Origin of the sequence: Thalassospira sp. MCCC 1A01148 (assembly GCF_001613795.1) — a bacterium.
GTDB lineage: Bacteria > Pseudomonadota > Alphaproteobacteria > Rhodospirillales > Thalassospiraceae > Thalassospira.
In genome coordinates, this window is sequence record NZ_LPVZ01000012.1 from 132705 (window position 1) to 157661 (window position 24957).

General features: G+C 53.8%; 20 protein-coding genes and 4 tRNA genes. 20 read left to right on the plus strand and 4 right to left on the minus strand.

Going from position 1 to position 24957, the window contains the following annotated elements:
- Positions 1 to 73: 73 nt before the first annotated feature.
- A complete protein-coding gene (locus tag AUQ43_RS03495) occupies positions 74 to 1621 on the plus strand; it encodes a deoxyribodipyrimidine photo-lyase (protein WP_062954520.1) in 1548 nt (515 codons plus the stop codon).
- 3 nt (positions 1622 to 1624) lie between these two features.
- Here the strand turns inward: AUQ43_RS03495 and AUQ43_RS03500 are convergent, their stop codons facing one another.
- Entirely contained in the window at positions 1625 to 3202 is a 1578-nt protein-coding gene (locus tag AUQ43_RS03500; protein ID WP_062954522.1) for a cryptochrome/photolyase family protein, read from the minus strand.
- A 263-nt stretch (positions 3203 to 3465) separates the two neighbouring features.
- On the opposite strand from AUQ43_RS03500, the gene bfr (AUQ43_RS03505) reads away from it, so the two are divergent.
- The 5 genes from bfr (AUQ43_RS03505) (at position 3466) to AUQ43_RS03525 (ending at position 7997) form a co-directional block, all read left to right on the plus strand.
- A complete protein-coding gene (gene bfr / locus AUQ43_RS03505) occupies positions 3466 to 3942 on the plus strand; it encodes a bacterioferritin (protein ID WP_062954524.1) in 477 nt (158 codons plus the stop codon).
- Between the two features lie 21 nt (positions 3943 to 3963).
- The gene (bfr, locus tag AUQ43_RS03510) at positions 3964 to 4455 is read left to right on the plus strand and encodes a bacterioferritin (RefSeq protein ID WP_062954526.1); all 492 of its coding nucleotides are present in this window, start codon (positions 3964 to 3966) and stop codon (positions 4453 to 4455) included.
- Between the two features lie 175 nt (positions 4456 to 4630).
- Positions 4631 to 7114 (plus strand): heavy metal translocating P-type ATPase, encoded by a 2484-nt coding sequence (locus tag AUQ43_RS03515; RefSeq protein ID WP_084271979.1) that lies wholly within the window; start codon positions 4631 to 4633, stop codon positions 7112 to 7114.
- Positions 7111 to 7494, plus strand: coding sequence for a Cu(I)-responsive transcriptional regulator (gene cueR, locus AUQ43_RS03520; protein WP_062954529.1), 384 nt, complete (start codon positions 7111 to 7113; stop codon positions 7492 to 7494). Before AUQ43_RS03515 ends, cueR begins: the two co-directional genes overlap by 4 nt.
- Positions 7495 to 7520: 26 nt before the next feature.
- Positions 7521 to 7997, plus strand: coding sequence for a cytochrome c (locus AUQ43_RS03525; RefSeq protein ID WP_062954531.1), 477 nt, complete (start codon positions 7521 to 7523; stop codon positions 7995 to 7997).
- Positions 7998 to 8066: 69 nt separating this feature from the next.
- On the opposite strand, the gene AUQ43_RS03530 is transcribed toward AUQ43_RS03525, so the two are convergent.
- Both AUQ43_RS03530 and AUQ43_RS03535 read right to left on the minus strand, forming a co-directional pair.
- Positions 8067 to 9179 (minus strand): PAS domain-containing sensor histidine kinase, encoded by a 1113-nt coding sequence (locus AUQ43_RS03530; RefSeq protein WP_062955237.1) that lies wholly within the window; start codon positions 9177 to 9179, stop codon positions 8067 to 8069.
- A 34-nt stretch (positions 9180 to 9213) separates the two neighbouring features.
- Positions 9214 to 10464 carry a D-amino acid dehydrogenase gene (locus AUQ43_RS03535; RefSeq protein ID WP_062954533.1) on the minus strand — a complete coding sequence of 417 codons (1251 nt, stop codon included), beginning with the start codon at positions 10462 to 10464 and terminating at the stop codon, positions 9214 to 9216.
- A 195-nt stretch (positions 10465 to 10659) separates the two neighbouring features.
- Here AUQ43_RS03535 and AUQ43_RS03540 point away from each other — a divergent pair, with 195 nt between their 5' ends.
- The 11 genes from AUQ43_RS03540 to AUQ43_RS03590 all read left to right on the plus strand — a co-directional run bounded on the left by AUQ43_RS03540 (position 10660) and on the right by AUQ43_RS03590 (position 22238).
- Positions 10660 to 12123: a bifunctional ADP-dependent NAD(P)H-hydrate dehydratase/NAD(P)H-hydrate epimerase gene (locus tag AUQ43_RS03540; RefSeq protein WP_062954535.1), complete on the plus strand. Its 1464-nt coding sequence runs from the start codon at positions 10660 to 10662 to the stop codon at positions 12121 to 12123.
- 143 nt (positions 12124 to 12266) lie between these two features.
- Entirely contained in the window at positions 12267 to 13661 is a 1395-nt protein-coding gene (locus AUQ43_RS03545) for a malonyl-CoA decarboxylase (protein ID WP_062954537.1), read from the plus strand.
- A gap of 168 nt (positions 13662 to 13829) precedes the next feature.
- A tRNA-Leu gene (locus AUQ43_RS03550) sits at positions 13830 to 13914 on the plus strand.
- Between the two features lie 128 nt (positions 13915 to 14042).
- Positions 14043 to 15515, plus strand: coding sequence for a trigger factor (tig, locus tag AUQ43_RS03555; RefSeq protein WP_062954539.1), 1473 nt, complete (start codon positions 14043 to 14045; stop codon positions 15513 to 15515).
- Positions 15516 to 15559: 44 nt separating this feature from the next.
- Positions 15560 to 16189 carry an ATP-dependent Clp endopeptidase proteolytic subunit ClpP gene (gene clpP, locus AUQ43_RS03560; protein ID WP_044826796.1) on the plus strand — a complete coding sequence of 210 codons (630 nt, stop codon included), beginning with the start codon at positions 15560 to 15562 and terminating at the stop codon, positions 16187 to 16189.
- Positions 16190 to 16490: 301 nt separating this feature from the next.
- On the plus strand, positions 16491 to 17756 hold the full coding sequence (gene clpX, locus AUQ43_RS03565; RefSeq protein ID WP_062954542.1) for an ATP-dependent Clp protease ATP-binding subunit ClpX: 1266 nt from the start codon (positions 16491 to 16493) through the stop codon (positions 17754 to 17756).
- 140 nt (positions 17757 to 17896) lie between these two features.
- The gene (lon, locus tag AUQ43_RS03570) at positions 17897 to 20308 is read left to right on the plus strand and encodes an endopeptidase La (RefSeq protein WP_062954544.1); all 2412 of its coding nucleotides are present in this window, start codon (positions 17897 to 17899) and stop codon (positions 20306 to 20308) included.
- Between the two features lie 263 nt (positions 20309 to 20571).
- On the plus strand, positions 20572 to 20844 hold the full coding sequence (locus tag AUQ43_RS03575) for an HU family DNA-binding protein (protein ID WP_008891813.1): 273 nt from the start codon (positions 20572 to 20574) through the stop codon (positions 20842 to 20844).
- Between the two features lie 112 nt (positions 20845 to 20956).
- A tRNA-Val gene (locus AUQ43_RS03580) sits at positions 20957 to 21033 on the plus strand.
- A 272-nt stretch (positions 21034 to 21305) separates the two neighbouring features.
- Positions 21306 to 21382: transfer RNA gene (locus AUQ43_RS03585), tRNA-Val, on the plus strand.
- A gap of 178 nt (positions 21383 to 21560) precedes the next feature.
- Entirely contained in the window at positions 21561 to 22238 is a 678-nt protein-coding gene (locus tag AUQ43_RS03590) for a hypothetical protein (protein ID WP_157088429.1), read from the plus strand.
- Between the two features lie 115 nt (positions 22239 to 22353).
- Here the strand turns inward: AUQ43_RS03590 and fliG are convergent, their stop codons facing one another.
- On the minus strand, positions 22354 to 23373 hold the full coding sequence (gene fliG, locus AUQ43_RS03595) for a flagellar motor switch protein FliG (RefSeq protein ID WP_062954550.1): 1020 nt from the start codon (positions 23371 to 23373) through the stop codon (positions 22354 to 22356).
- Between the two features lie 312 nt (positions 23374 to 23685).
- Here fliG and AUQ43_RS03600 point away from each other — a divergent pair.
- From AUQ43_RS03600 to AUQ43_RS03610, 3 genes are all read left to right on the plus strand, one after another.
- Positions 23686 to 23762: transfer RNA gene (locus AUQ43_RS03600), tRNA-Asp, on the plus strand.
- 285 nt (positions 23763 to 24047) lie between these two features.
- Complete coding sequence (locus AUQ43_RS03605) at positions 24048 to 24413, plus strand: NADH-quinone oxidoreductase subunit A (protein ID WP_008891231.1); 366 nt, start codon at positions 24048 to 24050, stop codon at positions 24411 to 24413.
- Complete coding sequence (locus AUQ43_RS03610) at positions 24404 to 24946, plus strand: NADH-quinone oxidoreductase subunit B family protein (protein ID WP_062954553.1); 543 nt, start codon at positions 24404 to 24406, stop codon at positions 24944 to 24946. Before AUQ43_RS03605 ends, AUQ43_RS03610 begins: the two co-directional genes overlap by 10 nt.
- Positions 24947 to 24957 lie beyond the last annotated feature (11 nt).

Here is a 24957-nt window from a genome sequence, read left to right on the forward strand (position 1 = left end):
TGCCGCTGTTTTGTTTCCGCATTTTAAGTCTGTCCACCACACCTGATGCAAACGTTATCGTTGGGTGGTGCTGATGGGCACACCAATCACAGTTGTCTGGTTAAAGCGCGATCTGCGCTTGCATGACCATGCGGCGCTGAATGCGGCAATCGCTGACGGATATCCTGTTGTGTTGCTTTATGTCGTCGAGCCCGACTATTGGTGCTTGCCAGACACATTGGCACGGCATTGGCAATTTATCCGGGAGTCTCTGCATGAATTGGCGTCTGATGCACGCGCGCTTGGTCAATCGCTTACCGTGCGGGTTGGCGATGTTGTGGATGTCTTGGCCGGGCTTGCGGAAAAGTTCGAGATCCGTGCCATTCATGCACATGCAGAAACCGGCAACCTATGGACGTTCAAACGTGATCAAGCGGTTGCGGAATGGGCGCACCATCAGGGCATTGCATTCCATGAACATCGTCAGTTTGCCGTAATCCGTGGCAGGCTTGATCGCGATCACTGGCATAGGGCATGGCAGGCGTTTTTTGCCGGCCCACCGACCGGGCAGGTGCTGTTTCAAACACCTGCTGTTGATGTTGACCCCGGCACAATTCCCGAAAATCCGGCGGTACATTTGTCAGCATCTTGCAATGATCCGCAAGTTGGTGGACGCCGTGCGGGAATGCGGTTGCTTGACAGTTTCCTTGGCTGTCGCGGGCAGCGATATCACCGCGAAATGTCATCGCCCCGAACCGCATTTGAAAGCTGTTCACGGCTAAGTCCGCATATTGCCTATGGCACAGTATCCTTGCGCGAAATCATTCATGCCGTGCGTGAAAGGCGGCACGATATCCATGCCATGCCTGCAACAGATCGCCCTAAAGGATTCCTTTCGGCGCTAAAGGCATATGAAAGCCGGCTGCACTGGCATTGTCATTTCGTCCAAAAGCTTGAAACCACACCGGGGATCGAGATTGAAAATCTGCACCCGGCCTATGACGGGTTGCGTCCAGATAACTCCGATGATCCACGACTTCTGGCGTGGAAAGCGGGCAAAACCGGATTTCCGTTTATTGATGCCTGCATGCGCGCTCTTGATCACACCGGCTGGATCAATTTCAGAATGCGCGCGATGCTGACAGCCTTTGTCAGCTATCAGCTTTGGCAACACTGGCGCGAACCCGCGTTGCATCTTGCACGGCAATTTGTCGATTACGAACCGGGCATTCATTACACGCAAATTCAAATGCAATCGGGTACCACCGGGATCAACACGCCACGCATCTATAACCCGGTCAAACAATCCAATGATCAGGACCCCGATGGCGCGTTTATTCGGCGTTGGGTTCCGGAGCTGCGCGACGTTCCGGACGCCTTCATTCACGAACCCTGGCGTCTCGCCCCGATTGAACAGATTGATCTGGGCGTTGAGATCGGAAAGCATTACCCGGCGCCGATTGTCGATCATATGGCTGCCGCCCGACATGCGCGCACCAACATCTGGGCCATTCGCAAAAATGATGATTTCCGCGATCAGGCACAGCAAATCGTCAAACAGCATGGCAGCCGAACCTTTAAACAGAAACGACCACCGGCCGGGCGCGATAAATCCGATCAACAAATCACGTTTGATTTCTAAGCTTCAGAAAAGGCTGCCTTGTTCTGATCCGGTATCAAGCTTGCGATCATCAAGTTTGCGTAAAAACGCATCGGCCTGTGCGATCAGATCGCGCTTTTTGTCGTCCTTCATGCGCGCCCAGTTGCGGTATGGCATGCCAAGGCGCGGATTATTGCCAAGCTTGTCGACATTGCGATCCATGAAATGCCAGTACAGCGCATTAAACGGGCAGGCATCCTTGCCGGTATTGTTGCGCGGGTTGTACTGGCAGTCCTTGCAGTAATCCGACATGCGGTCGATGTATTTGCCACTTGCGGCATAGGGTTTTGACGCCATCTTGCCGCCATCGGCATAAAGCGCCATGCCAAAGGTGTTTGGAAGTTCAACCCATTCAAACGCGTCGATATAGACCGCCAGATACCAGTCGCAGACCTCTTTGGGGTCAAGTCCGGCGAGCAGGGAAAAATTGCCAATCACCATCAAACGCTGAATGTGATGGGCATAGGCATTTTCAAGCGTTTCACCAATCGCCTGCTTCAGGCAATTCATCGACACATCGCCATCCCAGAAAAATCCGGGCAGGGGGCGTTTGGCATCAAAATGATTGCCGCTGCCGTAATCCGGGCCAAGATACCAGTAAAGCCCCCGGACATATTCCCGCCAGCCAAGGATCTGGCGGATAAACCCCTCAACCGCATTCAGCGGTGCCTTGCCCTCATGATAGGCCTTCTCGGCCGCCCGGCTGACTTCATCAGGCAACAACAGCCCGATGTTAAGGCACGGGCTGATCAGGGAATGATACAGGGTCGCACTTTTGACCGTCATCGCATCCTGGTAATCGCCAAAATACGCCAAGCGATGCTTGATGAAATGATCCAGTGCCGCAAGCGCATCCTTGCGCGTTACCGGCCAGCCGAATGACCCAACATCCCCAAGCGCATCGGGAAAATCATCGCAAACGTGATCAAGCAATTCCTGCGTGATCTTGTCGGGCGCAAAGGTCTTTGGCGTTGGGGGCGTCACATCATCGGGCAGGCTTTTACGGTTGTCGTGATCAAAGTTCCACTGTCCGCCAACCGGTTTGCCATCAGGTTCCATCAGAATGCCGGTATCGCGCCGCAAACCGCGATAGAAATACTCCATCCGAAGTTCCTTGCGGTCCTTGGCAAATCCGTCGAATGCCGAAAGTGGGGCAAAGAAGCGGTCATCGGCACGCATTTCAACCGATATATCAAGGTCTTCGGACCATTTATCAATTTCTTGTTTGACCCGCCATTCACCGGGCTCGGTGATAATGACTTCATTGATGTCGTGTTCGGACATCGCCGCCTTCAGCGCCTCGGTGAAAGAAGTTGTTGGCCGGTCCTGATAATCGAAGTAATCAACATAGAAGCCCTGATCGCGCAGCTCGGCCGCGAAATGGCGCATCGCCGACAGGATCATAACGATTTTCTGGCGATGATGAGGAACATAGGTTGCCTCGTCACGCGGCTCGGCCATGACGATCAAGTCTCGGTCCGGTTTGGCATCACTCAGGCTCGATAATCCGGGGGTGAGCTGATCACCAAGAATGAAACGAATGCTTTGAAAACGGGGCTTCATGGTTTGCTTCAATTGTTTGGACGGCGGATACGAGTCGTACGGAAACAGACAGGCATAGGATCGCAAAAAAGCGCAACTCTATCGAAGCGATTTTCATTCTCAGGAAAATCCGTGCGAATGATTTTTAGTCATTCAGACCAGCTGGGAAAATTCGGAAAAATCGGCTAAATTATTGATAATGGTAATCAAAGGCGTGTTTTTTCCTTGAACCGGGGCCAGCGGGTTCCCACTATCTGCTTAGCCCAACCATCAGGAGAGCCAAAATGAAGGGTGATCCCAAGATCATCACGTATCTTAATCGCATTCTGACCAATCAGTTGACTGCGATTAACCAGTATTTCCTGCATGCCAGAATGCTGCGGGACTGGGGCGTGGAAGAAATGGGCGAGTATGAGTACAAGCTCTCGATCAAGGAAATGAAACGCGCCGACGACACAATCGAGCGCATTCTGTTTCTTGAAGGTCTTCCCAACCTCCAGAACCTTAACAAGCTGATGATCGGCGAAAATGTCGAAGAGATCATCAGCTGTGACATGAAGTTTGAGTTGGCGTCTCTACCGCTTCTGCGCGAAGCCATCACCGCCTGCGAAAAGGCCGAGGACTTTGTGACGCGCGATCTGCTTGTGAAATTCCTGGAAGAACAGGAAGAGCACGTAGATTGGCTTGAGACCGAAGAATGGCAGCTCGAAAATGTCGGGATTGCAAACTTTATCCAGAGCCGTTCAGGCGACGGCGACTAATCAGATCAGGAGTATTACGCCATGAAGGGTAGTAAAAAGGTCCTCGCCGCGCTGAACAAACAGCTCACTGCCGAACTGTCGGCGGCCGACCAGTATAACACACATGCCGAAATGTACGCCGATTGGGGCCTGCATTCGCTGTATGAACGCATGCATCACGAAAAGGATGAGGAACTCGAACACGCCAAGCGTCTGATCGAGCGTATCCTGTTCCTTGAAGGCGTGCCGGACACCGCATCACGCGAACCGATCAAGATCGGCAAAACCGTGCCCGAGATGATGAAAAACGATCTCGAACACGAATATCATGTGATCAACCTTCTGAAAAAGGCGATCAAGATCGCCGAGGCAGAGGATGATTTCCAGACACGTCAGATGCTGGTTGAGCTGCTTGATGACAGCGAAGAAGATCATGCTTATTGGCTGGAACAGCAGATTCGCCTGATCGACATGATGGGCCTGCCGAACTACATCCAGTTCCGTGCAGCCGGGGAACCCAGCCCGGAAGGCTGATCATCGGCCAGCAAATAATTTTCAGAAGGCCCCGGCAATGTCCGGGGCTTTCTTTTTATTATCAGAGTGTTAGCCCTGCATTTTTATATGCCGCTTATTTTGTCTTGACCTTCCAGTTGCTGGAAAGTCTATCGTGCCCCATATCTTGTAGTAATCCCTTTTTGAGGTGCGTGATATGGATCGCCGAACAGACGAGTATGATACCGCAGCAGGCGGTGGGGCATCCGTGCAGCCGACTGCCAATACCAGCGAAGTGAACCTTGAGATCGAAGGCATGACCTGTGCAAACTGTGCAGGCCGCGTTGAAAAGGCCATCGCTGGTCTTGATGGTGTTTCTGATGTCACCGTAAACTTTGCGCTCAACAGTGCAAATGTGCATTTTGACGACAGCAAGCTTGATACATCCAAAATCGCCGAGGCGGTCGCGGATTCAGGCTATAGCGTCGCGACCCATCAGCTTTCCTTTGATGTCGATGGCATGACATGCGCGAACTGTGCTTTGCGGGTCGAAAAGGCACTGTCCGCGGTGCCGGGTGTCACCGACGCCAGTGTCAATTTCGCGCTGGAACGTGCTGATATCTCGGCTCTGTCGGGCAAGGTCAACGATGCCATCGCGATCAAGGCGATCGAGGATGCCGGGTATCACGCAACGTCACGCAATAAATCCGGATCCGAAGATCGTGATGCAGACGAAGCCGCACGCAACGAGAAGAAGCAGGACAAATCCCTGATCCTTCTCGCGGTATCTGCGTTGCTGACCGCACCACTGGTTTTGCAAATGGTCTGGATGAACCTTGGTGTGTCCTACCACCTGCCGGCATGGGTTGAACTTGCGCTTGCAACCCCGGTTCAGTTCTATGTTGGTGCACGTTTCTATAAGGGCGCGTTTGCCGCTCTTCGTCATCGCAGTGCCAATATGGATGTGCTGGTCGCGCTTGGGACATCGGCGGCCTATTTCCTCAGTCTTTATAACATGCTGACCGCCAATGCCGGGCAGACCCATCTGTATTTTGAGGCTTCGGCCGCGATCATCACCCTGATCCTTGCCGGCAAAATCATGGAAGAGCGTGCCAAACGCGGTGCATCGGCTGCCATCCGTGAATTGATGGCGCTCCGCCCGCGCCGGGCACGCAAGGTGGTCGACGGCGAAGGTGAACAGGATGTTGCCGTCGAAAGCCTGTCGGTTGGTGATATCGTCCGCGTGTTGCCTGGTGAACGCGTGCCGGTCGATGGCAAGGTTCATGCCGGTGAAAGTGAACTTGATGAAAGCCTGATCACAGGCGAAACCCGGCCCGTGGCGCGTGTCAGTGGTGATACTGTTGTTGGTGGCGCGGTGAATGGTACCGGACGTCTTGATATCGAAGTCAGTGCGGTTGGCGATGATACGACGCTGTCGCGCATCATTCGCCTGGTTGAAAAGGCCCAGACCGGCAAGGCCCCGGTTCAGAAGCTAGTCGACCGGGTATCGGCCGTGTTCGTGCCGATTGTGGTTGTCATTGCATTGCTGACTTTGGCCGCGTGGTTATTTACCGGTTTTGGCGCAGAGGCATCCATCGTTGCCGCCGTATCAGTGCTGGTGATTGCATGTCCTTGTGCGCTTGGTCTGGCGACGCCGACTGCGTTGGTGGCCGGGACGGGCAGTGCAGCGCGCAATGGTATCCTGATCCGCAATTTCGAGGCGCTGGAGCAGGCCCACAACGTTGATACCGTCATCTTTGACAAAACGGGTACCCTGACCGAAGGCACGCCGACGGTGCGTGATGTTGAAGCGGCATCCGGCGTGGATCGCAATGAGTTGCTTCGACTTGTCGCAGCCGTCCAGGCGGCCAGTGAACATCCTCTGGCGCGTGCGGTTGTCTCGCTTGCAAAGGACGAAGGCGTATCAGTGCCTGATATCCATAACTTCAAGGGCAAAACCGGTGCCGGGGTCATGGCCGATGTCGAAAAACACAAGATCGCCATTGGCAGCGAAGCCTTGCTGTCTGATCTTGATATCGCAGGTCCGTCGCAGGATATGGAAAAGGACATCAAGAAACACGAAGGCGAAGGCAGAACCGTTATTCTGGTTGCGATCGACGGCACTTTTGCCGGTTACCTGACCCTTGAGGATCGCATCCGCGAAGGTGCCAAACAGGCGATTGCTGATCTGAAGGCACGCGGTATTTCATCGATCATGTTGTCGGGTGACAGTCAGGATGTCGCAAGCCACGTGGCGCGCGAACTTGGCCTGGAACGCGGCGAAGGTCGTATTCGCCCGCAGGACAAGGCGCGTGAAGTTGAAAAGCTCCGCAAGGAAGGTCGTCATGTTGCCATGGTTGGTGACGGGATCAATGATGCGCCTGCACTGGCGGCTGCCGATGTCGGTATTGCCATGGGTGGTGGTACTGATGTGGCCATGGAAACGGCAGGCATTACCCTGATGCGTTCTGACCCGGCATTGGTATCGGCTGCGATTGATATTTCCATCGCAACGCGGCGCAAGATCGCACAGAACCTGTTTTGGGCCTTTGCCTATAACGTGGTCGGGGTGCCGCTGGCGGCCCTTGGTGTGCTTAGCCCGGCAATTGCCGGTGCTGCGATGGCATTAAGCTCCGTCTCGGTGGTGGGCAACTCGCTTACCCTGCGCCGCTGGAATGTAAAGGGTGGGAGTAAGTCATGAATATTTCCGATGCCGCCGCTGACAGCGGCCTTCCGGCCAAAACCATCCGCTATTACGAGGATATCGGGTTGGTTTCGCCGGGCAGGCTTGCCAACGGGTACCGCGACTATGACGAGCATGATTTGCACAAGTTGCGCTTTTTGCAGCGTGCCCGTGGGCTTGGTTTCTCCGTCGAGGATTGCCGCGTGTTGCTGTCGTTGTACGAGGATCGCAACCGCGCATCCGCCGACGTAAAGAAGATCGCCAAGACCCATTTGATCGAGATCGAACGCAAAATTGCCGAGCTCCAGAGCCTGCGAGACACGCTGTCCGATCTTGTTCAGTCCTGTCATGGCGATGACCGTCCGAACTGCCCGATTATCAACGATCTGGCGCGCTAAGCTGCGCGAACAAGAGAGAGCAAAAAATGAAAAACAAAGGCGTTATAGCCCTTGGCGCGGTGATAGGTGCGGCGGTTATTTATGGCGTTGTGACCTTCTTTGGCTTAGGGGCCAACACCGACACGAATGTTGAACTGCGCCCTGATGACCTCAAGGTGGTTGCCTTGGGCAAGAAGGTTTATGACGCCAACTGTGCGTCTTGCCACGGGGTGAAGCTTGAAGGTGAAGAAAACTGGCGTGAACGCGGCGCAGATGGCTTGTTGCCAGCACCACCACATGACGAAACCGGTCATACCTGGCATCATCCCGATGCGTTGCTTTTTGCCCTGACGAAATACGGCCCTGCCGCGATGGCAGGGGATGGTTACAAGTCAGCCATGCCAGCTTATGAGGATGTGCTAAGTGATGCGGAAATCATTGCCAGCCTGTCTTACATAAAAAGTCGCTGGCCCAAAGAAGTCGTAGAACGTCACGACCAGATTAATCAGTCTGCGGCACAGTGATGCCCCAAAAAGCAAAAAAGACCCGGCCATAAAAGGCGGCGGGTCTTTTTTGCTGACACAATTCTCGTGCTATTGACGCGGCAGGGTAATTCGAACCGTTGTGCCTTTGCCAAGGTCGCTTTCGATGCTCAACCGTCCTCCGTGAAGTTCGACCAGGAGCTTGGCAAGTGGCAGGCCAAGGCCGGTACCCACACTTTCCTTCACCCCGGATGGATGGAGCTGGGAAAAACGCGCAAGTGCACGTGGGATGTCATTCGGGCTCATGCCTACACCGTTGTCTTCGACGGCAAAGGTTACGTCTTCATCGGTTGTGGTCAGGCCAAGGCGAATTTTGCCATGCTCGGGCGTGAATTTTGCCGCGTTGCTCAGGATATTGATCAGGATCTGTTTGAGCTTGAGCTTGTCACAAAGCATCGACACCGGTTCATCGGGCAGATCAAACTGCAATTCATGTCCACGCCGCGAAAGGTCATCACCCACAAGGCGTGCGGCATCGCGCATGACCGAGCAAAGATCGGATTCTTCAAGCTGCAATGTCATCGAACCGGCCGACAATTTGGAAACGTCGAGCACGTTATTGACCAGTTCAAGCAGGTGTTTGCCAGCCTCATAGACGTCGCGCCCGCAATCGCGGTAGCCATCGGACAGGTCGCCAAGCACGCCATGGGCGATGAGTTCCGAGTTGCCGATGATCGCATTAAGCGGTGTGCGCAATTCATGGCCCATATTGGCGATAAAGTCCGATTTTGACGCGTTGGCATCGGCCTGATTGCGGTTTTGTTCCATCAATGTGCGTTCGGCCTGTTTCTGACGGTCATTTTCAAGAAGCGTCATCAAAACGGCAGTGCGCGTTTCATTGTTTTGGAAATATTCAAGCGGGGCGATGGACAGGTCACAGACGTGGCTTTCCTTTGATGCCCCGACCAAAATGATATCGCCGCGCCATGTCCGGCCCGAAGAAAACACATCTTCGATGTCGTTCATCAGACCTTTGGAAATAAAACCGGCCTTGCGTCCGATCATGCGGTCACGCGAAACACCGATCATACGCGCGATGGCCTCGTTGCATTGCATGACAATGCCGTTGCGATCACAAATGACGGCAGCATAGGGCAGGGCGTTCAGGACAACCTGATCTGCCAAAGGCACATCGGTTGTGCCGATTGGAGTATTGCTGGTCATGTCAGCCCGTGATCCCATGATATTCTGGCCGCCGCTAGAAGCGTGCGATACCAAGCCCCGTCAGAGAGATGTCAGGATTTTTGTTGCTGATAAGATCGGCGACTGTTTTTGCCGACCCGCAACTCATTGTCCAACCCAACGTCCCGTGCCCCGTATTAAGGTATAGATTATCATACTTTGTGCCCCCAATAATAGGGGCAGAATCGGGCGTAACAGGCCTTAAACCCGCCCAGAAACTGATGTTGGAGCGATCGCCCGAATTCGGGAATAATTCCAGCGCTTTATCGACAATCAGTTGTTTGCGCCGTTCCGACATACGCAGGTTATAGCCATCCAGTTCCGCCGTTCCTGCAACTCTGAGGTGTTCTCCTAGTCGTGAATACACCATTTTTACGCTGTCATCGATCAGCGCTGTTTCGGGGGCACCTGAATAGCCTGTTGTATCAATACTGATCGAATAGCCTTTGCACGGGTAGATCGGCAATTTGATACCAAGCGGGTTGAGCAACAGTGGGCTGTAACTGCCAAGGCATACCAGAAAGGCATCGGCCGGGATTTCGCCCTTGTCTGTTTGAACGGCGGTGATACGGTCCTGATCATGGATCAGGCCGGTGATCTTGGTCTTGAACTGAAATGACGCGCCCTTGGCGATACAGTGCCTTGTAAGTGCCTCTGTAAACATCTGCGCATCGCCGCTTTCATCATCGGGGGTAAAGCTGCCGCCGATGATCGGGGCCTTGGCATCGCGCAATGCCGGTTCAATGGCAAGGCATTCCTCGGGCGAGACCAGCTTGCGGTTCAGCCCGTATGCCTGCATCTGAACCGTGGCCTTTTCGACGGCATGCATATCCTGTTCATTGCGGCAGATATGCAGAATGCCACGCGTGCTGTGCTTATAGTCGATATCAAGATCATCGCGCAGGGCGCGCAGGCAATCGCGGCTATAGATCGCGACACGAAGCGCCTTTTCCAGATTGATCCGCGCACGTGCATCGGTGCAATTGCGCAAGAACCGCAATCCCCAGGAAAACAATTGCAGATCAAAACGCATTCTGACCAGAAGCGGTGCTTCTTCGCGGCCAAGCCAGCGTGCTATCTGCTTGGGGGTAGAGGCATTCGCCCACGGCGTCGCGTGACAGGCTGAAATCTGACCGCCATTGGCAAAACTCGTTTCCTGCGCACTGGCATGCTGACGATCAACCACTGTGACCTGATGGCCATTTTGCAAAAGATACCAGGCCGCCGTTGTCCCGATGACACCAGCGCCCATAACGACAACATGCATACGGGCAAAGCCTTGCTAAGAGAATTCCTGTGCTGCGTGTCCGTTTGTCAGCCTTTCTGCCAACTATCAGACTTGCGAATTTGGCTGCAATATAGTGGGGTGAATTTTAAATGGCTACAGTCGACTGGACCTGTTTTAAATGGTCCTGGACGCAAAGCGCCCAGGACGGGATCACGACAGGCATGACGGGGTGAAATGTTTGAAATCCTGACAACCGATCAGATGTATGAGGCAGACCGCCGCACGATAGAAGGCGGTGTTCCCGGTGATGTCCTGATGCAAAATGCCGGGCGTACCGTGTTTGAGGAAATCATTCGTCACTGGTCGCTCCGATCCGTTTCGGTTTTGTGTGGACCGGGCAATAACGGCGGGGACGGCTTTGTGATTGCCAGGCTGCTGCGTGACGAGGGCTGGTCCGTGCGTTTGGGGCTTATGGGGGACATTTCGGATCTCAAGGGCGACGCGGCCCTGCATGCCGCAAGGTGGGAGGGCGCAACAGAACGCTTGTCGCCCGCACTTGTTGTCGGTGCCGATCTTGTCGTCGACTGTATCTTTGGTGCTGGCCTTGCGCGCGCCATCACGGGCGATCTGGCGGAACTTGTCACAACCATCAATTCAAGCCAATGCAGCGTTGTGTCGGTTGATGTGCCATCGGGAGTTGATGGCAATACCGGTGCTGTTCTGGGTGTTGGTGTCAAGGCCGACCTGACCGTGACCTTTTGCCGGGCAAAGCCGGGGCATTACCTTTTGCCTGGTCGTCTGATGTGTGGCGAACTTGCTATCCGTGATATCGGGATTACCGATCAGACGGTCCTTGATATCGCGCCCGCCTGTTGGCGCAATGACCCGGTTTTGTGGCGTGCCGGAATCCATTGGCCGGGGCTTGAGGGGCACAAATACCATCGCGGTCATCTTCTGGCCTTTGGCGGCAGTACCATGACCGGCGCCACCCGGCTTGTTTCCCGTGCGGCGCGCCGGTCTGGCGTTGGTCTTTTGACCGTCGTGGCAGAGGCAGGGGTACTTCCGGTTTACGCGTCCGATGCGCCGGGCAATATGACAGCACCGATGTCTGCGGTGGATAATTTGGTCAATGATTGTCGCCATAACGCCTTTGTCATCGGGCCGGGTTTTGGTGTGGGCGATGATACCCGTGCGCTGGTGCTCAAGCTTTTGCATTTGTGTCGTGCGACAGTGCTCGATGCCGATGCGCTGACAAGTTTTTCCGAAGATCCATCCACGCTGTGCTTCGCCGTGCAAGGACCGACTGTCCTGACACCGCATGAAGGCGAATTTGCCCGACTGTTTCCTGATATCACCGGGGATAAGCTTTGTCGGGCGCGTGCAGCTGCCAAGCGCTGCGGTGCGACGGTTCTGATCAAGGGGGCCGATACGGTGATTGCAGCACCTGACGGCCGTGCCGCAATCAGTGCGGCGGATGTGCCGTGGCTGGCAACAGCCGGATCGGGCGATGTCTTGTCTGGAATTATCGGCGGGTTGATGGCGCAGGGCATGGATAGCTTCGATGCCGCTTGTATGGGTGTTTGGCTGCATGCCAGAAGCGGTGCGGATATCGGTCCCGGCCTGATTGCAGAGGATATCCCCGAACATCTTCCGGATGTTTTGCGCGAACTTTGGCTGGCGTCACGCAAGAAGGGCTAGGGTCGGTTGGACAAGAAGTCACCCGCGACGCTAGAACTTGATTCAAAATGACCCGATATAAAAACGGTATGGCGTGATGTCTTGGGCACCACGCGCTGAGGAAACGGTTTGATTTTCTTCTGATATCGGAGTGGGGGACAATCATGTCTCAGACATTTCTTGACAGAACGCTGGATAATCTGCGCGGCGCGTGGCGTGATCTGCGTGAGAGCCCCGTGGTGCGCGGCCTTGGTTTTGATAACAGCCAGACCCGCCATGATCTCTGGCGCGAACAGATTGCTGATTGCCTGGCTAGGCGCGGTGGGGCGGTATCCGCACGGGCACGCGCGGCCGCCCTTGGTCATGATTTCCTGCGCCTTGATGACAAGGGAAAACGTGAATTCCTGCATCTTCTGGTGAATGAATTTGGCGTCGACCGGGATCGCGTCGCAGCTGTGATGTCCGACTGGACCGCGGCTGATGATCTGGCAGAACAAGCGCTGCTTGAAACCGAACTGCGCGCGGCACTGGTGCCGCCATTTCGCTCAATCCTCAAGGAATTCAATTCCTTGCCGCAGGGCGTGAAGTTTCTGGTTGATCTGCGGGCTGATCTTCTGCGCTGGCGCAAGGAAGCGCCGGGTCTTGCCATTCTTGAACGTGATCTGAAAACACTTCTGGCAAGCTGGTTTGATATCGGCTTTCTGGAACTGAGCCGCATCACATGGAATTCACCAGCAGCCCTTTTGGAAAAGCTGATCGCCTATGAAGCGGTTCACGCCATTCAAAGCTGGGAAGATCTGAAACGGCGTCTGGCATCCGATCGGCGGTGTTTTGCCTTCTTTCATCCCGGCATGCCCGACGAGCCGCTTATTTTTGTCGAAGTCGCGCTTGTGAACGGCATTGCTGGCAATGTGGATGCTCTGATCGAAAGCAGCGAAGATGATCTGGGCGTTGATGAAAAGGCGCCCAAGGCCGACACCGCAATTTTCTATTCGATTTCGAATGCACAGGCCGGACTTGCCGGCATCAGTTTTGGTGATTTCCTGATCAAGCGGGTGGTCGCAGAATTGCAACGTGATTTGCCGCAACTCAAACAATTCTCCACCCTGTCTCCCATTCCAGCGCTGCGCAGCTGGATGGATCGCCAGCTTGATACAATGGCCAAGGGCCAAGAAACCGGATTGCCCAAGGTAATTGAAGCCGCACTCAACGATTGTGACGATCTGATGGGGCCCAAACCCTCGGCAACCAGCCCTGATGGCGTTTCAGAGCGCACACGGGCCAATATCGAGTTCCTGACGGCGTGGTACTTGCTGAACGCAAAGCGTCCCGGGATGGATACAGCCTTTGACCCGGTCGCGCATTTCCATCTTAGCAACGGAGCGCGGGTCGAACGGCTGAACTGGAACGGCAATGGCAAGGAAAACGGCTGGAACCAGTCATTCGGGATGATGGTGAACTATCTCTATGACCTTTCGACCATCGAAAAAAATCACGAAAGTTATGTCGGGCAGGGCAAGATTGCGTTGTCCAGTGCGGTCAAACGGCTTCTGCGTTGAAGAAATCCATATCCAAAATCGCTTGATTACCCTCGTTTGAGGGCCTGTTTGACGGTTATTTTCGACAAGATTGCAATTGTCGAAAAGGCGATGCTTGCATGAGCGGATCGAAGTTTGTATTAAGGCGCACTCATTCCGGTCTGGCCGGAGTGATTTCTATGCTTGTGTGCGGGTGTGGCGGAACTGGTAGACGCGCTGGATTTAGGTTCCAGTGGAGCAATCCGTGGGGGTTCGAGTCCCTTCACCCGTACCATAAGCATGGTGGCCAAAAGCAGGCCGAGAATTTGATCGGGTTATATATTCGTTTAGTCATATTGACTTTCTGACGTCCGGACTGCGTCGCGTAACGGACATTATTCGAACCAAGCAAAAGAGTTATCTATGCAGGTTACTGAAACCAAAAACGAAGGCCTGGCGCGCGAGTTCAAAGTCGTCGTGCCCGCCGCACATATCGAAGAAAAAGTCGTCGCCAAGCTTGACGAGATCAAGGATCAGGTTCGCCTGCCGGGCTTCCGTCCGGGCAAAATCCCGGCAAAACTGCTGCGCCAGCGTTACGGCCAGGCAGTCATGGGTGAAGTCCTTGAAGCTGCGGTGAACGAAAACACCGGCAAGGTTCTGAACGACAATGACCTGCGCCCGGCTGTTCAGCCGAAGATCGAAGTCACCAAATTCGACGAAGGTGGTGATCTGGAATTCGACATCGCTGTCGAAATCATTCCGGCCATCGAAGCGATGGACTTCAAAAAGCTGAACCTGACCCGTGAAGTTGTTGAACTTGACGACAGCAAGGTAACCGAAACCCTCGAGCGCATTGCATCCGCACAGGGCAGCACCGAGCCGCTCAAGCGCAAGCGCAAGTCCAAGGCCGGTGACGTTGTTGTCATCGACTTCCTGGGTAAAATCGACGGTGAAGCATTCGAAGGCGGTAAAGCCGAAGATTACGAACTCGAACTCGGTTCAGGTTCCTTCATCGAAGGTTTCGAAGATCAGCTGACCGGTGTGAACGCTGGTGACGAACTCGTCGTCAAAGTGAAATTCCCGGACGAATACGGTGCAGCAGAACTCGCAGGCAAAGACGCCGAGTTCGACGTAACCGTCAAGGAAATCAAGGAAAAGAAACCGGCTGAGCTGGATGATGAACTGGCCAAGAAACTCGGTCAGGACAGCCTTGATTCGCTCAAAGAAGCGATCCGCAAGGACTTTGGCCGTGAATACGAATCGGTCTCTCGTCAGAAAATGAAGCGTCAGCTTCTTGATGCACTGGCTGAAAACCACAGCTTCGAACTGCCGGTCTCACTGGTAGACAACGAACTGGAAGGCATCATCGGCCAGATCAAGCAGGCCCGTGAAGCTGGTCAGGAAGACGAAGAAACCAAAGGCAAGTCCGAAGAAGAGCTGACCACCGAGTTCCGCGAAATCGCAGAACGCCGTGTTCTTCTGGGTCTTCTCCTTGCTGAAGTTGGCCGTGAGAACGACATTCAGGTCACGCAGGAAGACGTCAACAAGGTGCTCGTTGCCGAAGCCCAGAAATATCCGGGTCAGGAACAGCAGGTTATTGAATTCTATAAAAATAACCCGCAGGCCTTGCAGGCGCTTCAGGGCCCTGTATATGAAGACAAGGTCGTTGATTACATCATCGAGCTCGCGAAGGTTGAAGACAAGACCGTGACGGTCGAAGAACTTCTGAAACCGGAAGAGGAAGAAGAAGCTCCGAAGAAGAAATCGGCTGCCAAAAAGGCACCGGCGAAAAAAGCAGCAGAGAAAAAGGCTCCGGCTAAAAAAGCCCCGGCCAAGAAAACTGCAGCCAAAAAGCCGGCCGCTAAAAAAGCTGCTGACAAATCCGAAGAGAAGTAATCCGACCGGACACGGTTTAGGATCATGCAGGGAGATTGCAGTTGATGATTGAAGAACAGATGAATTCGCTCGTGCCGATGGTCGTTGAACAGACCAGCCGTGGCGAGCGGGCCTATGACATCTTTTCGCGCTTGCTCAAGGAGCGCATCGTTTTCATCAACGGCCAGGTCCATGACGGCATGTCGTCGCTGATCTGTGCGCAGTTGCTGCATCTCGAATCGGAAAATCCGGACAAGGACATTTCGCTTTACATCAACTCACCGGGCGGTGTTGTGACCTCGGGTCTTGCCATCTATGACACCATGCAGTACATCCGTTGCGATGTTTCCACGGTGTGCATGGGGCAGGCGGCATCCATGGGTTCGCTGCTTTTGATGGCCGGCGCAAAAGGCAAGCGTTACTGCCTGCCGAACGCACGTGTCATGATCCATCAACCGTCTGGCGGCTTCCAGGGGCAGGCATCGGACATCGAAATTCATGCCCGTGAAATTCTGGCTCTGCGTCAGCGTCTTAACGAGATCTATGTCGAGCATACCGGCCGCGATCTCAAGACCATCGAAGACGCAATGGAGCGCGATAACTTCCTGACACCTGATCAGGCCAAGGAATTTGGCTTGATCGACGAGGTCGTCACATCGCGTCCGAAGTCGGAAAGTGATGAAAAGAAAGACTGATCACTTAGCTGTGATTGGTGAAAACGCCCCGGTGATCTGCCGGGGCGTTTTTTTATGTCTTGCTTCATGGCACTTTTAAGTCATAGACAAGTATATGTGCAGGCTTCGGCGTGTTTGTTTGGAACTTGTGGCTGATCCGAACGTTTAGGTGATTAGTACAAGGGGTTTCGCAACCAAGGTGGCGAACCCATATCAAACTAGACGCCATAATGCCGAAAAGCACAGATTAAACGTTGAGATCGGTATCGTTTACCGGCTAACATGGCGATAAAAGATAACGTCAAACGTAATTGGGGTTTGTATGAGCAAATCGAATAGCGGGGACTCCAAGAACACTCTGTATTGTTCTTTCTGCGGAAAGAGCCAGCACGAGGTTCGCAAGCTCATCGCCGGTCCAACCGTGTTCATCTGTGATGAATGCGTAGAGCTTTGCATGGACATCATCCGCGAAGAGCACAAAACACATCTCGTCAAATCGGCAGACGGGGTGCCTTCTCCGCAAGAGATTTGCAAGGTCCTTGATGACTATGTCATCGGTCAGGGCCATGCGAAGAAAGTTCTCTCGGTCGCGGTTCACAACCATTACAAGCGCCTGCACCATTCCAGCAAGAATGAAGACATCGAGCTGGCGAAATCAAACATCATGCTGGTTGGTCCGACCGGTTGCGGTAAAACGCTTCTGGCGCAGACCCTGGCACGCATTCTTGATGTCCCGTTCACCATGGCAGATGCCACCACCCTGACCGAAGCCGGTTATGTGGGTGAGGATGTCGAAAACATCATTCTCAAGCTGCTGCAGGCTGCTGACTACAATGTCGAGCGCGCCCAGCGCGGCATCGTCTATATCGACGAAGTCGACAAGATTTCGCGTAAATCCGACAACCCGTCGATCACCCGCGATGTTTCAGGCGAGGGCGTGCAGCAGGCATTGCTCAAGATCATGGAAGGCACAGTTGCATCCGTTCCGCCGCAGGGTGGCCGGAAACATCCGCAACAGGAATTCCTGCAGGTCGACACCACCAACATCCTGTTTATTGTTGGCGGCGCGTTTGCCGGTCTGGACAAGGTGATCTCCCAACGTGGCAGGGGCAGCGCGATCGGCTTTGGTGCCGATGTTCGCAGCCCCGAGGACCGTCGCACTGGCGACGTCCTGCGTGAGGTAGAGCCGGAAGATCTTCTGAAATTCGGTCTGATCCCGGAATTCATTGGTCGTCTGCCGGTTCTTGCAACGCTTGAAGACCTCGACAATGACGCTCTGGTTCAGATTCTGACGGAGCCGAAAAACGCACTGATCAAGCAGTATCAGCGCCTGTTCGACATGGAAGATGTCAAACTCACCTTCCAGCCGGATGCGCTTAAGGCAATTGCTGACAAGGCAATTGAACGCAAGACCGGTGCACGTGGTTTGCGCTCGATCATGGAGGGCATCCTGCTTGAAACCATGTTCGATCTGCCGACCATGGAAAGTGTCGAGGAAATCGTTATCAATGCTGACGTCGTACAAGGAAAGGCAAAACCGTTGCTGATCCATGCCGAACGTCGCGAAGGTGTTGAAAATACCGCCTGAACTTAATTCCCGCACCGGCATCTATTGCGGTGCGGGAAATTCAGATTATCTAACGATTATCTAAAACATGTTCGCGTTGCTGGCGGGGCCTATGACAGGACCGCAGGAACGTTACGGCTCAAATTAGGGAATAGAACATAATGGTCGAATTGGCGCGTGGCGAAATATACCCGGTGCTGCCGTTGCGTGACATTGTCGTGTTCCCGCACATGATTGTTCCGCTGTTTGTCGGACGTGAAAAATCGGTGCGTGCGCTCGAGGATGTGATGCGCGAAGACAAGCAGATCCTGCTTGTTACCCAGAAAGATGCCGGTCTTGATGACCCGGCTGTCGAAGATCTCTATGAAATTGGTACTGTCGCAACTGTCTTGCAGCTTCTCAAGCTGCCGGACGGAACCGTAAAGGTATTGGTTGAAGGCGGGAAACGGGCCGAAATTACCGGCTATGTTGATAATCCTGAATTCTTCCAGGCCTATGGTTCGGTGCGTGAGGACAGTGACGAGGATGACAGCGAACTTGAGGCGCTGGCGCGTTCTGTCGTTACGCAATTCGAACAGTACATCAAGCTGAACAAGAAAATTCCGCCTGAAGTTCTGGTCTCGGTCAATCAGATCGAAGAACCGGCAAAGCTGGCCGATACGGTGGCTTCCCACCTGTCGCTCAAGATTTCCGAAAAGCAGGAGCTTTTGGAAACCAAACTTGTCGGTGACCGTCTGGAACGCATTTTCGGCTTCATGGAGTCCGAAATCGGCGTGTTGCAGGTTGAAAAGAAAATCCGCAACCGCGTTAAACGCCAGATGGAGAAAACCCAGCGCGAGTACTATCTGAATGAGCAGCTTAAAGCCATTCAGAAGGAACTGGGCGAGGGCGAAGACGGCAAGGATGAGGCTTCTGAGCTCGAAGAGAAGCTCAACAAGGCCAAAATGCCCAAGGAAGCCAAGGAAAAGGCACAGGCAGAACTCAAGAAGCTGCGCAATATGAGCCCGATGTCGGCCGAAGCCACCGTGGTGCGCAACTATCTTGACTGGATGGTGTCCATTCCGTGGAACAAGCGTTCACGTGTTTCTCATGACCTGAAAAAGGCCAAGAAGGTTCTTGATAAAGAGCATTACGGTCTGGAAAAGGTCAAGGAACGCATCCTTGAATATCTTGCGGTGCAGGCGCGTACCAAAAAGGTCAAAGGCCCGATCCTTTGTCTTGTTGGTCCTCCCGGTGTTGGTAAGACCTCGCTTGGCAAGTCCATGGCCAATGCGACCGGGCGCAGCTTTGTACGTATGTCGCTTGGTGGCGTGCGTGATGAATCTGAAATCCGCGGTCACCGCCGGACCTATATCGGGTCCATGCCGGGCAAGATTGTCCAGGGTATGAAAAAGGCGAAATATTCCAACCCGCTCTTCCTTCTCGACGAGATCGAAAAGATGGGTTCGGACTTCCGCGGTGATCCGGCCTCGGCCCTGCTTGAGGTATTGGATCCAGAACAGAACTCGACCTTTAACGATCACTATCTCGAAGTCGATTATGATCTTTCGGATGTGATGTTCGTGACCACGGCCAACTCGCTTCGCATGCAGCAGCCGCTGCTTGACCGTATGGAAGTCATCCGGATTTCCGGTTACACCGAAGACGAAAAAGTCGAGATCGCCAAACGTCACCTCATTCCCAAGCAGGTCAAGGATAATGGCCTGAAGAAAGGGGAATGGAGTATTTCGGACGACGCGCTTCGTGATCTGATCCGCTATTACACCCGCGAAGCCGGTGTGCGTAGCCTCGAACGTGAATTGGCCAAACTGGCCCGTAAGGCGACCAAGCGCATTATGCTTGAAAGCCTGAAAACGGTTCGTGTCACCCCGCGTACCCTTGGCAAATATGCCGGGGTCCGGAAGTTCCGCTTCGGCGAGACAGAGGGTGAAGATCAGGTGGGTGTTGTTACCGGTCTTGCTTATACCGAGTTTGGTGGCGATCTGCTTCAGATCGAAGCTGTCACCGTGCCGGGTAAGGGCAACATGAAAACCACCGGTAAACTCGGTGAAGTCATGACGGAATCCATTCAGGCGGCGACCTCGTTTGTCCGTTCGCGTGCGGTTGATTTCGGGATCAAGCCAACCTTGTTCCAGAAACGTGACATCCACGTTCACGTACCAGAAGGTGCCACCCCAAAAGACGGCCCGTCGGCCGGTGTGGGCATGGTGACCTCGGTCGTGTCGGTTCTGACCGGTAATCCGGTGCGCAAGGATGTTGCAATGACGGGTGAAGTCACCCTGCGTGGCCGTGTACTTGCGATTGGCGGTTTGAAAGAAAAGCTTCTGGCTGCACTGCGCGGCGGGGTGAAAACCGTTCTGATCCCGCAGGAAAACGAAAAGGATCTCGAAGAGATTCCGGACAACGTTAAACGTGGCATGGAAATCATTCCGGTGTCCCACGTTGACGAGGTTCTCAGCCACGCATTGGCCAATCCGCTTGTCCCGATTGAATGGGAAGAAGAGGTTGATGATGTCGCTGTCAAATCCAAGGACGGCGAAGAATCGGATATCGGCGGTGTGACGACTCACTAAGGTCCGTCATAACTGGCAGAAAACAAGGGGAGCGACCATGTCGCTCCCCTTTTTCTGTGGATAACTTTGCCCAAGAATCGGTGCAAGAACATGTCGGGAATGCTGTAAAGCGCAAAAAATCGAAAAAAACGTCAAAAACCGCAGAAAACTGCGTCTCTCGCATTGACGAGATGTTTGCGACCTGCTTACACTGCCCGTGCAACAGGTTTGGGGCAAACCAAATTTCCTCATAACTCCGAACGTCCAAACAAGGGGGCCAGGAAGTGAATAAAAACGATCTCGTTGGAAGTGTAGCTGCTAAAGCTGATCTGTCCAAAGCTGACGCTGCAAAAGCGGTTGACGCTGTTTTCGATTCCATCACCGATTCTCTTAAATCCGGCGACGAAGTTCGTCTGGTTGGTTTCGGTACCTTCGCTGTCGCTGCTCGCGCTGCTTCAAAAGGTCGCAACCCGCGCACCGGTGAAGAAATCGACATTCCGGCATCGAAACAGCCGAAGTTCAAGGCTGGTAAAGGCCTGAAGGACGCCGTCAACTAAGTTTGACGAAGTTCTTTGAAATAAATGCCGGTGACCTGTGTCACCGGCATTGCTTTTTGGAAAAACCATGCTATGTTCCGCTCCGCTTCGGAGCAATGGCTCCAAAGGCAAAGGGTGATTAGCTCAGCTGGTTAGAGCATCTCGTTTACACCGAGAGGGTCGGGAGTTCGAATCTCTCATCACCCACCACGATAAAGGCAGCCCTAAAGGCTGCCTTTTTTGTTTCTTGGGTGTGTGCGAATCATCGTTTCACTGCCGAACACCAGGAAAGTCTGTTGCGTTGCTGGTTTAGCTCAAGATCGGCTTGAAAACAGGGGCGAAATGAAGGCTTGTGGTTGACCATTTGCCAAAGATAATCCGCCTTGAAATAGAAGTTACATTTTTCTGCAAAGTGGGCATTGCTTTTTGGGAAAACCATGGTAAGTTCCGCCCGCTTCCGCAGAACAGCGCGGTTTGCAACAGGGTGATTAGCTCAGCTGGTTAGAGCATCTCGTTTACACCGAGAGGGTCGGGAGTTCGAATCTCTCATCACCCACCATGATAAAGGCAGCCCTAAAGGCTGCCTTTTTTCGTTTTCGGGGTCTCCCCATTCTCCTCACACCACACGGTCGCTTGTTCCGTCAAATCCGCGGGCTGACAGGCGCTGGTTAAAGTTGACGCTTGGTCGGCGGGCAGGCACTGTTGACATCCTGGTGAAGAGAATCGGAAACCGTGAGATGCATACAAGCTCGGCCTGCAGTCCATCCAGTCGCGAACAGATCAGCCAGTCTATCCCACAACGGTTCTCGCAATGGGGTTGGTCGGTCTGTCCGCGGCTTGTGATCGTGTTGTGTCTGCCGCTGATGCTTGTCAGTTGCTATCTGCCCGAAGCCTTCACCATTGATCTCTCGATGGAGCGGAATGGCGATTACCGCTTCAGCTATCGTGGATTGCTGGTGCAGCCCAACATTACTGAAGGGCTTCAGAACAACAGCCTTGATGCGGAAGCCGAGAAGGAAAAGGTCGCCAAGGTGATGGCCGATCTCAAACGGGATTCGTCTGTACGTCAATTGACCTATACCGGTCGCGGGGTGTTTGACATCGTCTATGAGAAGCGCGGCAACATCATGCGTGAAAAGAGTTTCGTCTTTGTCCGCCGGCAATCGCGCATACTGGAAATGTTCTTCCATTCAGGGCGAAACACCGTTGAAATTCGGGGCGGCTTTGTCCCGGATCAGTATCAGGAACGACTGACTGCGATGGGCTATCAAATGACTGGCAAGATCGAGCTGCGCACGACTGCGGGTATTCGCAGCCATAACGCCGCAGAGTTCCGCGAAATCAAAGGCCAGAACCGCTTGCGCTGGGAAATCAACTCAATCACGGACCCTGTGCCAAATGTGATTATCGGCTAGGGCAGGGCGCAAGGTCTGCACTTTTATGTGGCCTGTTTGGCCGCGCCGCGAGAACGAAAAAAAGGGACAGCATTGGCTGTCCCTTTGGTGTTTGTGCGGTTGTGTTCTTTTAAGGTTAGAAGACCATTTCGTCTTCGGCACCGCCTTCGGAAATGACGATCTGGCCCTGTGCCGCCAATTCCTTAGCCAGCTGGACGATCATCATCTGCGACTCTTCGACGTCTGAAAGACGGACCGGGCCAAGCGCATCCATATCCTCTTTCATCATCTTGCCGGCACGTTCGGACATGTTCTTGAAGAACAGGTCGCGCATCTGATCGGTCGAGCCTTTCAGCGCCAGTGCAAGCTTGTCCTTTTCAACCTGACGCAGCAGCGTCTGAACGCCATTGTTGTCAAGCCGTGCAAGGTCTTCGAAGGTGAACATAAGGGCCTTGATCTTCTCGGCCGAGTCACGGTTACGTTCTTCAAGCGCAGTAAGGAACCGGTCCTGACTTTGGCGGTCCAGGCTGTTGAAGATATCCGCCATCAGTTCATGGTTGTCACCACGCGAACCGCGCGCAAGGTTCGACATGAACTCGGTGCGCAGCGTCTTTTCGATGTTATCAAGCACTTCTTTTTGAACCGCTTCCATGCGCAACATACGCATGATGACTTCCATCGAGAAGTTTTCCGGCAAAAGTGACAGAACTGACGCAGAATGTCCGGGTTTGAGTTTTGAAAGAACAACACCCACAGTCTGCGGATACTCGTTCTTCAGGTAGTTCGCCAGAACCGCTTCGTTCACGTTGTTGAGCTTGTCCCACATGGTACGACCCGCAGGACCGCGGATCTCTTCCATGATGCCGTTCACACGGTCTTCGGGCAGAACCTTGGAAAGCAAGCGTTCTGTGGTATCGAACGAACCGACAAGGGATCCGGTTGAAGACAGCTGATCTGCGAATTCAACAAACAGTCGCTCGACAATGTTGGCGCTGATGGTGCCAAGGCCAGACATGCATTGGGAAATCTCCTTGATTTCCTCGTCATCCATCATGCTGAACATCTTGGTCGCGTGCTCTTCCCCAAGAGCAAGCATGAGAATCGCTGCCTTTTCAGGTCCGGCAAGTGATCTGTATTCTTCTTTAACGCGCCCCACGGGTGGTCTTCTCCGTCGTAATGACTCTGTTCGGTAGTGGAACCTGACTGCCGAACCTGCCTCTATCGCACCGTAAGATAGGGGTTATTTGTCAACAATTCTATAAAAGCCGACGCCCCTTTGCAAAGCCCCATAGGTATAAAGCACTCTAAATGTACAAAATTGATTAATGCGGTACAAATCCCGGGCCAAATTGACCCGCATTGGGCGATGTTTGCAGGTGCAATTGTCGAATGGGTTGAAAACGTTGCTAGCTGCTTGACTTGGTTTGGGGTGTGGTCTAACAAAGGCGCGCCGATTGATGGTCATTTAGCGGGCGTAGCTCAGTTGGTTAGAGCGCCGGCCTGTCACGCCGGAGGCCGCGAGTTCAAGTCTCGTCGCTCGCGCCATGATCCATCATCTGTTGTCTTTTTATGGGGCGCATTGTCTTTTCCGCGGTCGCCATTTCATGTGTTGCTTATGCTGCTTCGCACGATTGGGTCTTGATCATGTCGACGTCCAGCCCGATATCGGACGATAGTGAATGGCAAAAAGATTAGAAAGTTTCCGGCCTTAGGGTGCGTCGAACGCGCTTGAGGGCTGGAACTTGTGCGGTGCATACGTTATGGTGCGCCGTAATTGGCCAGGTGGGGACCTGGTCGGGTCAAAAGGCCTGTTCTTGAGAGGTCAGAGAGATGCAAGAGCTTCTTTCGGAATATCTTCCGATCCTGGTGTTCATCGGGATCGCCGTCGGTCTTTCGGCGGTAATCGTCATCGCGTCGCTGGTTCTTGCCAAGCAGGCACCGGATGTCGAGAAACTGTCTGCATACGAATGTGGTTTTGCGCCGTTTGAGGACGCGCGCATCAAGTTCGACGTCCGTTTCTATCTGGTCGCAATCTTGTTCATTATTTTCGACCTCGAAGTCGCCTTCCTGTTCCCGTGGGCTGTGACCCTTGGTGATATCGGGACGTTCGGCTTTGTGTCGATGGTGATCTTCCTGGCTGTTTTGACGGTCGGCTTTATCTACGAATGGAAGAAGGGAGCTTTGGAATGGGAGTGAGCACCAACTCAGGCGCACCCCTGGCACCCGGTTCGGATCAGGATGCACTGCTTAAGGGCGTGTTTGACGAGATGAACGACAAGGGCTTTGTCCTTGCCAATCTCGATAAACTCGCAAGCTGGGCAAGCACCGGTTCCCTGTGGCCGATGACTTTCGGTCTGGCCTGCTGTGCTGTTGAAATGATGCATTCGGCTGCGTCGCGTTATGACCTTGACCGTTACGGCCTGGTTTTCCGCCCAAGCCCGCGTCAGTCGGACGTGATGATCGTTGCTGGTACGCTGACCAACAAAATGGCCCCGGCACTGCGTAAGGTCTATGACCAGATGGCAGAGCCGCGCTGGGTCATTTCGATGGGCTCGTGCGCCAATGGCGGCGGTTACTATCACTATTCTTATTCGGTGGTTCGCGGTTGTGATCGCGTTGTGCCGGTGGACGTATACGTTCCCGGGTGCCCGCCGACAGCCGAAGCGCTGATTTACGGCGTGATGCAGCTGCAAAAGAAAATCCGCCGTACCGGTGTCCTGACACGCTGATCCGTAATAGG